The sequence below is a fragment of the Nostoc sp. LEGE 06077 genome (assembly GCF_015207705.1).
Taxonomy (GTDB): Bacteria; Cyanobacteriota; Cyanobacteriia; order Cyanobacteriales; family Nostocaceae; genus Nostoc_B.
Window position 1 is genome coordinate 1 of sequence record NZ_JADEWI010000103.1, and the last position, 10,735, is coordinate 10,735.

General features: G+C 40.4%; 8 protein-coding genes. 3 read left to right on the forward strand and 5 right to left on the reverse strand.

What is annotated here, in order from left to right; genetic code table 11:
• Positions 1 to 62: 62 nt before the first annotated feature.
• From IQ244_RS31525 to IQ244_RS31540, 4 genes are all read right to left on the reverse strand, one after another.
• Entirely contained in the window at positions 63 to 863 is an 801-nt protein-coding gene (locus IQ244_RS31525; RefSeq protein WP_228059288.1) for a glycosyltransferase family 4 protein, read from the reverse strand.
• A 79-nt stretch (positions 864 to 942) separates the two neighbouring features.
• Entirely contained in the window at positions 943 to 2,835 is a 1,893-nt protein-coding gene (locus IQ244_RS31530; protein WP_193900605.1) for a response regulator, read from the reverse strand.
• The gene (locus IQ244_RS31535) at positions 2,801 to 3,298 is read right to left on the reverse strand and encodes a response regulator (protein ID WP_193900606.1); all 498 of its coding nucleotides are present in this window, start codon (positions 3,296 to 3,298) and stop codon (positions 2,801 to 2,803) included. Before IQ244_RS31535 ends, IQ244_RS31530 begins: the two co-directional genes overlap by 35 nt.
• Before the next feature lie 386 nt (positions 3,299 to 3,684).
• On the reverse strand, positions 3,685 to 6,165 hold the full coding sequence (locus IQ244_RS31540) for a PAS domain-containing protein (RefSeq protein WP_193900607.1): 2,481 nt from the start codon (positions 6,163 to 6,165) through the stop codon (positions 3,685 to 3,687).
• Between the two features lie 361 nt (positions 6,166 to 6,526).
• On the opposite strand from IQ244_RS31540, the gene IQ244_RS31545 reads away from it, so the two are divergent.
• From IQ244_RS31545 to IQ244_RS31555, 3 genes are all read left to right on the forward strand, one after another.
• Positions 6,527 to 6,850, forward strand: coding sequence for a hypothetical protein (locus tag IQ244_RS31545; protein WP_193900608.1), 324 nt, complete (start codon positions 6,527 to 6,529; stop codon positions 6,848 to 6,850).
• 164 nt (positions 6,851 to 7,014) lie between these two features.
• Positions 7,015 to 8,742 (forward strand): succinate dehydrogenase/fumarate reductase flavoprotein subunit, encoded by a 1,728-nt coding sequence (locus IQ244_RS31550; protein ID WP_193900609.1) that lies wholly within the window; start codon positions 7,015 to 7,017, stop codon positions 8,740 to 8,742.
• A 78-nt stretch (positions 8,743 to 8,820) separates the two neighbouring features.
• The gene (locus tag IQ244_RS31555) at positions 8,821 to 9,726 is read left to right on the forward strand and encodes a WD40 repeat domain-containing protein (protein ID WP_193900610.1); all 906 of its coding nucleotides are present in this window, start codon (positions 8,821 to 8,823) and stop codon (positions 9,724 to 9,726) included.
• A gap of 60 nt (positions 9,727 to 9,786) precedes the next feature.
• Here the strand turns inward: IQ244_RS31555 and IQ244_RS31560 are convergent, their stop codons facing one another.
• Complete coding sequence (locus tag IQ244_RS31560; protein WP_228059289.1) at positions 9,787 to 10,515, reverse strand: MIP/aquaporin family protein; 729 nt, start codon at positions 10,513 to 10,515, stop codon at positions 9,787 to 9,789.
• Between the last annotated feature and the right edge of the window lie 220 nt (positions 10,516 to 10,735).

The following is a 10,735-nucleotide window of genomic DNA, read 5'->3' on the forward strand; positions in this document are numbered from 1 at the left end:
TGTTGGGTGAGCGTCTCGACGTAAATGTTTCAGGATTTGTAATTCCACATCCATTGCCCTGCTTACCTTCCAGAGTTTTTTCTTTTAATCCTTTTATTTAGAATACTCGGAAAGTGACAGAAGAGGGGTATATAAGCTGCATACAGTTTTTGAGCATAATTTTCCATTGTAAAAAGCTTTACCCGTTCCTTCCCTGCATTGATCATTTGCGATCGCAGTTGCGGATGGTTAATTAATTTGGCGATCGCCTGTCTAATTTCAGAGGTATTATAGGGATCTACATACAAAGCCGCATTACCACAAACTTCTGGCAAAGAAGAAACATTAGATGTGATTACTGGACACCCTAAAGACATGGCTTCTAATGGTGGTAAGCCAAATCCTTCATACAAGGATGGGAAAACAAAGCAGAAAGCACCTTGATATAAAAAATTTAAATCTTGCTTTGGTACATATTCTAATAACTTTACTTTTTGATAAAAACTATTACCCAATAATCTTTCTAATTTACCAATTTCATCTTCCCACAACCATCCTTTCTTACCCACAATTACTAGGGGCATATCGGTATCTAACCCACTATAAGCATCTATTATTCTTCTTATATTTTTCTTTGGTTCAATCGCACCTACAAAGAGAATGTATTGTTTGACTTTAAGTTGATATTTTTGTAAAAACTCTGAAAGTGCATCTTCTTTAATTTGCCAAAAATTAGAAACTATTGGTTGAGATGTTACATAGATTTTATCTGGGTGAACATCAAAACATTCTAGGATATCCTTTTTTGTATTTTCGGAAGGAGTTAAAACTATTGCAGATTCTTTCAGATTTTTTGTAACAATATTGAAAAAAATTTTTATCATCCAAAGTTGTAGAAGGAAGCTTCAAAGGAATCAAATCATGAATTATGCGGATGAACTCAGGTGAATAGAAATGCTACAATCACTTGCTACTTTTAATCACGTTAATTGTTTCTAATAACTGATTAGCTGTGTAAGGTTTAGACAAAAAAGCTTTAATCCCAATATCATAAACGGCGTTCACCTTATCGCTAGAAGCCAGCCCACTAATAGCGATAATTTTGACCTCTGGGTTAATTTTTTGCAGTGTGCGGATAGTGGTGAGTCCATCCATAGAAGGCATCACCATATCTGTTAATACTAGAGAAATTTCATCTCGATGTTCGGCGTACAAAGCAATAGCTTCAATACCGTCGCTGGCTGTAATAGCTTGGTAGTTATAGCTTTCGAGAGATGTTTTAGTAATCTCTCGAATGGCTGCTTCATCATCAACAATCAAAATTAGTTCTCCGTTACCGCGAGGAAATACTGGTTCTACTTCTTCGAGGGTTTCTGTGATTTCTTGGGCGGGTAAATATATTTTAAATTGACTACCTTGGGCTTCTTCGCTGTAGACACTTATAAAACCACCGTGGTTTTTGACAATACCCAGGACGGTAGAAAGTCCTAATCCAGTGCCTTTACCAAGTTCCTTCGTAGTAAAAAATGGCTCAAATATGCGCTCTAATATTTCTGTAGGAATGCCAATACCTGTGTCAATTACAGAAATTACAACGTAGGGGCCAACTTTAGCATCAATGTGCATATTGGCATAATTTTCATCAATCAGGAGATTTTCGGCGGTAATTTTCAACATTCCCCCATTGGGCATGGCATCACGGGCATTAACGCACAAATTCATCAGCACTTGATGTAGTTGAGTTGCATCACCAGAGATTACCCAAAGGTTTGGCGGTAGTCGAGTCGTAATTTCTATGGTTTTAGGAAAGGTTTCTTTAACAATCTGCTGGATTTCGATAATTAAGTGTTTGAATTGCAATAGGGTACGTTCTCCCTCAATCCCGCGAGTGAAAGACAGTACTTGTTTGACTAAGTTTGCCCCACGTTTAGCGTTAGCCGTTAATATGGGTACCAATCTCCGAGAACGTTCATCTTGTAACTGTGATTCTAAGAGTTGGGCGGTCATTAAAATGGGCGCTAAGATATTATTTAGGTCGTGGGCGATACCACTGGCTAAGGTGCCAATACTTTCTAATCTTTGCGCCCGGAGAAATTGCGCTTCTAGTTGTTGTTTTTGGGTAATATCAGTATTTACTACCAAAATTGCTTGGGGTTGATGTGCAAAATCTCGCACCAGTGTCCAACGACTTTCGACAATAATTTTTTTATTAGATGTTGTTGTTTGGTGTAATTCTCCTTGCCAGGAGCCGTTTTTCATCAATAACTGTAATGCTTCTTGCAAACGAGACAAGTTTTTTTCTTGCCATAGTGCTGGGACTTTTTTACCAATTACTTGGTCTTTGCGCCAACCGTATAAAGTTTCGGCGGCTTTGTTCCAAAATAAAATTTGGTCATCTAAATCACGCACAAAAATTGCATCGGTAGCAACATCTAGTAATTCTGCTTGTTCGCGGATTTTGTGTTCTGTTTGTTTGCGTTCTATGGCATAGCGAATGGAACGCTCTAGTAAAGGTGCTGTTAACTGACTTTTTTCTAAATAATCTGCTGCGCCGGCTTTCATGGCTTCGATGTCAATTTCTCTATCACCTTGACCTGTGAGCAAAATGATTGGCGCAGCACAACCGTTAGCCACGGCTTCGCGTAAAAGTTCGAGTCCGTTGTGGATACCTAAACGATAATCTACCAGATAGATATCATGTTGATTTTGGGCGATCGCTTGCTTGGCATCTGCATAGTTATCTATCCATGACAACTCACAACCAGCTGCTTGAAATTCACCGAACCAATCACGAGTCAAAATATAATCATCTTCGTCATCATCAATGAGCAGAACTCTGATTGGGTTTTTGTTCATTTCTTCCTCCCGCTACTGCTAGTGGTAATTCCACAGTTTCAAACCAATATTTCCCTAACGTTTTCATTAGTTCTACTAAGGCGGAAAATGTCATAGGTTTGACTATGTAAGAATTAGCACCCAAACTGTAAGTGTGATAAATATTTTCTTCTGCCTTTGAGGTGGTCAGGACGATAACAGGAATTGGTCGTAGTTCGGGGTTGGTTTTAATTTCTTTGAGTACCTCCAGACCGTCTTTTTTGGGCATATTCAAGTCCAGTAAAATCAAGCCGGGACGTGGAGCTAGGCTGGTGTCAGCGTATTGACCACGATGATAAAGATAATCCATCAATTCCTCGCCATTACTCACGGCATATAAATCAATTGGCAATTGACTGACTGTTATCGCCTCACGGATTAACATACTGTCGTCTTCATCATCATCAGCCATTAAGATAGTCACGGTTGGTTGCCGGCCTTTCACTCTGTGCTGTCTCCTTAATACATATAGTTATTAGTATGAATTAAAGCTGGGAAAAAATTTTATATTGTAAATTTTGAATTTAGCTTGATATATAGGGCTTTAGATTTTGGTTGGGAAATGGCTTTGTGGATATAGGTTCTGTCAATCCACCTGTCTCAATTATTTTGGCAATTGGTGTCAAGATTCAGAGTTGAGAATTATAGCCGTCCTATTGCATTTGTGAAAAATAAAGTACATTTGTATATCCTAGTTTTTGATTAACTGTCTTAACGCGTAATTTACCAAACTCATGGAGGATTGTATCTTCTGGCTGTTAATTGATAAATTCTGTCATTTGCTGGTAATTAAAGGCTGTATTTTTCCAATAAACCTTATTTTTAGGAGTTTTAGTAATCCCTCTGTAGGAATAAAAGTTCTGTAGGAGAATTAATCGGCAAAGTGACCAAAAATTTTGTCCCTTGCGCTGGGTTACTTTGAGCAGTAATGCGACCAAAATGCCGTTCGGCAATTTTGCGGCAGATAGTTAAGCCAATGCCTGTACCTTCATATTCTCGACGACCATGTAACCTTTGAAAAATCTGAAAGATGCGATCGCTATATTTTTGTTCAAATCCAATACCATTATCTTCGACGATAATTTGACAAAGTTCCAAACCCACCACTAATTGTTCTGATTGATTGTTTAAATATTGACTATAGATTTTGACAATGGGTGGCACTTGTGGACGGTGAAATTTCAAGGCATTGCCAATCAGATTTTGCATTAATTGTCGCATTTGTAAGGGATCAGCTTTAATTGTTGGTAAATCCCCAACTTCTATGGTTGCGCCTGTTTGCTGTATTCGCACTTCTAAATCAGACAATACCTCTTGGGTAATTTGAGCTAAATTCACAGCTACAGAAGGTTGCGCTCTAGTTGTCACCCGTGAGAGTGTTAACAAATCTTCGATTAAAGTCTGCATTCTCAAAACGGCATTCTGCATTCGTTCCAGATAATCAGATGCAGGTGCGGGTAAAGCGTCGCCACAAATACTAATCAGCCGTTCGCTAAAGGTTTTAATTTTCCGTAGTGGTTCTTGTAAATCGTGGGAGGCGATAAAGGCAAATTGTTGCAGTTCTTCGTTAGAACGGCTGAGTTCTTGGCGTTGACGAGTTTCTGTTTCTAAAATTTGGCTTTGGGCTAAAGCAATACCGATTTGATCTGCAAGTTGTTGCAAAAGTTCAATTTCCCAGTTATTCCACTGACGGGGATGGGCGCACTGATGCGCCATCAGTAAGCCCCAGATTTGATTTTGCCGAAAAATTGGCACTGAGAGGTTGGCTTGGACACCCAATTGTCGTAGCAGTTTGAGGTGAGGTAATGGGATATTGGCTTGCTCTCGATCTACGTTACTAATGGCGTTAATTGTTCCTTGAGTGTATTTTAAAAGATACATTTCTCGGAAAGCTGGCTCGTGAATTTGCCATCCTGAAGCTACGGCTAAACCGGGAACCACAGCTTCTTTGAGAGTAATCACAGTACCATTTGACCGCAGCCGCAAAATTAACACCCGGTCTGCATGAAGTAATTTTTGTACCTCTGTGACGCTGGTTTGGAGAATTTCGTCGATTTGTAAAGACTGGCGAATTTTTAAGGTGATATCAGCAAATAATTGCGATCGCAAATTTTGCCATTGCAATTGCGCCTGTACCCGCTTCCTTTCTGTGATGTCCATCATTGCGCCAATCATCCGTACAGGTTTGCCTGTCTGGTCATAGATGATGTAAGCCCGATCTAAAATATAGGCATAGGAATTGTCATAACAACGAAAGCGATATTCATTCGACCAGAATTGTTGACCGCGATTCATTGCATCCCACATATCAGTCTCGATTCTTTGTTGATCTTCCGGATGTATGCGTTCATACCACCAACTTAAATCAGCATTCAATTGAGCCAATGAATAACCAAACAGTGTTTGTACACCTTGATTCCACCACACTTGATCCGTGAGCAAATCCCAATCCCAGATCACATCATTAGTTGCGCGGGTAATGATTTGAAATCGCTCTTCGCTTTGTCGCAGTTCGGCTTCTGCCTGTTTACGCTTAGTAATATCTATTACTATTCCAGACATTCGCACAGGTTCCCCAGCCGCATTGCGAAAGACTAAACCTTTGCTAACTAACCAGCGAATGCTACCGTCAGCTAAAACGATGCGAAATTCTTTATCATACTCTGCATCTGTTTGCACAGCTTGCATCACCGAGATATTGACAAAATCCCGGTCTTGGGGGTGAATGCAGTTCAAAAAAGTTTCATACTGACCATCAAAAGTACCAGGTTCTAAGCCAAACAGTATTTCTTTGTTATCTGACCAAATCACTTGATTGGTGATGATATCCCAGTCCCAAGTCCCCATACGGGCTGCTTCTAAGGCAATCTTAATTTGGGCTTCCTGGAGTTGCGCCTGTTGGCTTTGCTGACGTAATTGCTTGATGGCGCGAGATGCTGCCAAAAGATGGCGGATTCTGTGAGATAGTACGACCCATTGAATTGGTTTAGTGATGTAGTCGATCGCACCTACGGCAAAAGCTCGTTCTACGGCTGCTGGCTCATAAGCCGCTGTAATCATTAATATGGGTGTGTCTTGAATGTCAGGCAATGTTTGCAATTGAGCGCAGCAGGTAAATCCATCCATGACTGGCATAATCGCATCCAGCAGTATTATATCGGGATGTAATTCTGTGTAGATGGCGATCGCTTCGCACCCATTACTGGCTTCTACAACTCTATATCCTACATATTCCATCAGTTCACGCAGTTGAATTCGCGTTATATTGTCGTCATCAGCAATCAGAATCAGCGCCGAATCTTGAGTAGTCATGGTGATTAGTAGTTCATCAGCAATTTTCTTATCTCCCCTCTGTGTGTTTACTTATATATCACTATGAATGCAGAATGTTATGCAAATTTTGCATTACTTAGCCGAATTGTTGTCTGGTCATCACTGGGATCAAGTTAAGGCAGATGCCCAAATGTCAAGAGACAGAAATCTCTAATTCTTTTTTCATCCATCCTGGTATATACATTTCAGGATAGCTACTTAGCTCAATCAACTATTTTTGTCATAAAAAAAATCAAATTATGAAGTGATATTACAAACATTGCAAAAATATTTAGAAATTGTTTTGTAGGCAAACATGGCTCTAACGTAGAACCTATAGGAGAGACTTGAGGCAACTGTAATGAACATGAGTGATATAAAAAATTATCGGTTTGTCTGCACCCTGACCTTTGGTGATATCTATGGTCAAATTATTGTTTGGCTAATTACCATTACACTTAGCTTGGCATCAGCCTTGGCGCTGATGGGTGCTAAACGACCAGTATATGCTTTAGCAACAGTAGGTCTAATTGTTCTGCTATCGCTGCCCTTCTTATTGTTTGCTTTTGTAACTACATTGTTAAATCATATTGAATTAGTTGCTATAGAAGCGGGAACTAAGACAAAGACTGAACCTATACCGGGAAATATCTCCCAGCAAAGACCTGTACAAGCTACTAGCTGAATAGTAGGAAGTAGTGGAATTTAATAATTGTTGGTGTTAAATTTTGAAATAATTATTAACTTCCCTGTCAGCAGACGGGGAATTTTTTTGTAAAGATCAGAAACTGCTCAGTGAATCGCATCTCTACAATAGAACAGCAGCTTTTTGCAGTCGGGGGCTAGTTTATGCTGGAACATGATGTAATTATTGTCGGGGGCGGATTGGCAGGATGTCGGGCGGCTGTGGAAATTGCCCGCACTGACCCTAGTTTAAATGTTGCAGTAGTAGCTAAAACTCACCCCATCCGTTCTCACTCGGTTGCAGCCCAAGGTGGAATGGCTGCATCGTTAAAAAATGTTGATTCTGAAGATTCTTGGGAAGCCCACGCTTTTGATACTGTTAAAGGTTCTGACTATTTAGCAGACCAAGATGCGGTAGCCATTCTCGCCCAAGAAGCGCCAGATGTGGTAATTGACTTAGAACATCTGGGTGTTTTATTCTCGCGTTTACCTGATGGACGCATCGCCCAACGGGCTTTTGGGGGACATTCTCACAATCGTACTTGCTACGCTGCCGATAAAACTGGTCACGCCATTCTCCACGAATTGGTGAATAACTTGCGGCGTTACGGTGTGCAGATTTATCAAGAGTGGTACGTAATGCGCCTGATTTTAGAAGAAGGTCAGGCGAAGGGCATAGTTATGTATCACTTATTAGATGGGCAGATTGAGGTATTGAGGGCAAAAGCGGTAATGTTTGCCACAGGTGGTTATGGTCGCGTTTATAACACCACTTCTAATGATTATGCTTCCACAGGCGACGGTTTGGCGATGACAGCGATCGCCGGTTTACCTTTACAAGATATGGAGTTTGTCCAATTCCACCCCACAGGCTTGTATCCTGTGGGAGTGCTGATTTCCGAAGCAGTCAGAGGGGAAGGGGCGTATTTAATTAATGCCCAAGGCGATCGCTTTATGGCGACTTATGCACCCAGCCGAATGGAATTAGCCCCCCGTGATATTACCTCAAGAGCGATCGCTTACGAAATTCGTGCTGGGCGTGGTGTAAATCTTGATGGTAGCGCTGGCGGCCCCTTTGTCTATCTGGACTTGCGCCATTTGGGTAAAGAAAAAATTATGAGTCGCGTTCCCTTTTGTTGGGAAGAAGCCCACCGCTTAGTCGGCGTTGATGCGGTGACTCAACCAATGCCAGTCCGCCCGACAATTCATTATTGTATGGGTGGTATACCTGTGAATACTGATGGTCAAGTCCGCAGCAGTGATAATAGTTTCGTTGAAGGTTTCTTTGCCGCTGGAGAAACCTCTTGTGTTTCCGTTCACGGCGCAAATCGTCTAGGTAGTAACTCTTTATTAGAATGTGTAGTTTATGGTAAACGAACTGGGGCGGCGATCGCTCAATATGTCCAAAAACGTAAATTACCTACTATAGATGAGCAACGTTACATTACAGAAGCCCAGCAAGAAATTCAAGCCTTACTAGAACAACCAGGACAGTATCGCATTAACCAAGTCCGCCAAGCTTTTCAAGATACCATGACCGAATTCTGCGGCGTTTTCCGCACCCAAGAATTAATGAGTGAAGGGTGGGAAAAAATCACCGAAATCCAGCAAAAATATTCTCAAGTTTTCTTAGACGACAAAGGTAGCTGTTGGAATACTGAACTTGTAGAAGCTTTAGAACTGCGAAGTTTAATGGTAGTAGGACAAACTATTTTAGCATCAGCCCTCAATCGCCAAGAAAGTCGCGGCGCACACTTCCGCGAAGACTTCCCGCAGCGCGATGATGTGAATTTCCTCAGACATACAATGGCTTACTATTCATCCACAGGTATTGATATTCAATATCGCCCAGTAGTAATTAATATGTTTGAGCCAAAAGAGAGGAAGTATTAAGTAGATTTAGGAGGTAGGTTTAATGACAGTTTTCCTATCTCCCAATCAAGCTTTTTACGATAGCCCAAAAATAAAGCGATGATGGATTGGGAATGTGTATTAACATTAACTGAATCTTTTACAATCTACTGCATAGCCATCAGTAGCAACAGTGAAATTCTTGCTAGTGCTGGTTATGGTAAAATTTCAATTTGGCATTTACCATCTCGTCAATGCCTTCATAGTTTAATAGCTCATGATGATGAAATTCATCATCTTTCTCTAACAGCAGATGGACGCATATTAGTTAGTGCTAGTGCTAGTGAACCTACCTCAAGAGGATTAGTTAAGGTGTGGAATACATTAACTGGTGAAGAATTAGGAAGTTGGACAGAAAAAACAGGTAGTTCAATTGCTATTGCTCTTCATCCTGAAGGTAAAATTCTGGCAGTAGTAACAGATTTTTATAACGAAAAGCCTGCTATTAATCTGTGGAATTTAGAAACATTAACAAGTCTGGGTACACTAGCAAAATTTCGTGATGATATTAACTCATTAGCCTATAGTCCAGACGGCGAAAATATTGCTGTGGCTGTAGGTTGTGATATTCAAATCTGTAATATGACTGGTCAAATTCTCTTCAAGCTAACTGGTCACATGGATGTAATTGAATGCGTAGTTTTCAGTCCTGATGGTAAAAAGCTAGTTAGCAGTAGTGGTATAGATCAAACTATACGACTTTGGAATTTACAAACAGGTAAGCAAGATTATTGTATTTCTATAACAGATTATGGTTGTTATCCTAGTGCTATTGTATTCAGCCCCGATGGTAAAACTTTAGCCAGCAATAGTTATGAACATAATATTAAATTGTGGGATGTAAAAACAGGAGAATTAATTTGTAATTTAGGGCAATCTGAACAAATTACCTCTGTACAATTTGCTCAAAAAGGAATGTTAATTAGTAGTAGCGATCGCACTATCCAAATCTGGAGAAAAACTTAACAATGAACTAGCGATCGCAATTTCACAAACTTTAATACAGTCCATCTATACAGATCACCTTCACTTCTGACAGTCTTGAAAGTTATTGGAAAGTTGCCGATAGACTACTACTGCTAATTGCGCTCCTAAAATTGGTGCTATCCAATAAACCCAGTGATGTTGCCAAATTCCGCCAACAAATGCTGGTGCAAAAGAACGCGCGGGATTCATACTTGCACCAGTAATTGGCCCCATAAATGCGGCTTCTACCCCTACAGTTAAACCAATTGCTAACCCCGCAAAACCAATATGTGCGCGTCTATCTAGTCCTGAGCCGAAAATCATCAACATCAAAATAAAAGTTAAAACAAACTCTAATACTAAAGACTGCAACCAATTACCATTCAACGGTAAAGTTGCACCTAAATTCCCGACTTTTCCTAAACTTATTACTAGTAAAGCTGAGGCGGCGATCGCTCCTCCTAACTGTGCCAAAATATAAGGCAACACTCGCCGTTTAGGCAAAAAACCACTCGTCCAAAAAGCCAGTGTCACCGCTGGGTTGAAATGTGCGCCACTTAAATGTCCCAACGCATAAATTAACGCCGCCACCACAGCACCAAACACAAAACTAATCCCCAGATGTGTCAAAGCATTTTGACTGATGCTATTCACCATGACTGCACCAGTACCGGCAAATACCAAAATAAAGGTTCCTATTGCTTCCGCTAAAGCTTCTCGCCAGCAATGCGCCAGCAATTTTGGTAAACCTGAGTAGAGTTTTTTGCTGAGAACATTTGCACCTGACATTTTAAAAAAAGCTCATTCGTTGGTAATAATATTTCAAGAAAACTTGATATGTCAAGCAAGATTAAATATGTAGCCTCTAACCTCAATGAAATATATCCCTCTTCTGTCACTTTCCGGACTAAGCAAGTAGTAAAGAAGCTAAATCATCCAGAAGCATAACAGGGTTTAAATTGATTCATTGCGGCAATTAAATGATTGAATCCTAGTAACAAATCTGAAC

Coding starts and splice junctions, on each gene's coding strand:
- IQ244_RS31530 (WP_193900605.1), bottom strand. CDS start 2,835: ATGAACAAAAACCCAATCAGAGTTCTGCTCATTGATGATGACGAAGAT.
- IQ244_RS31540 (WP_193900607.1), bottom strand. CDS start 6,165: ATGACTACTCAAGATTCGGCGCTGATTCTGATTGCTGATGACGACAAT.
- IQ244_RS31545 (WP_193900608.1), top strand. CDS start 6,527: ATGAACATGAGTGATATAAAAAATTATCGGTTTGTCTGCACCCTGACC.
- IQ244_RS31555 (WP_193900610.1), top strand. CDS start 8,821: ATGATGGATTGGGAATGTGTATTAACATTAACTGAATCTTTTACAATC.
- IQ244_RS31525 (WP_228059288.1), bottom strand. CDS start 863: ATGATAAAAATTTTTTTCAATATTGTTACAAAAAATCTGAAAGAATCT.
- IQ244_RS31550 (WP_193900609.1), top strand. CDS start 7,015: ATGCTGGAACATGATGTAATTATTGTCGGGGGCGGATTGGCAGGATGT.
- IQ244_RS31560 (WP_228059289.1), bottom strand. CDS start 10,515: ATGTCAGGTGCAAATGTTCTCAGCAAAAAACTCTACTCAGGTTTACCA.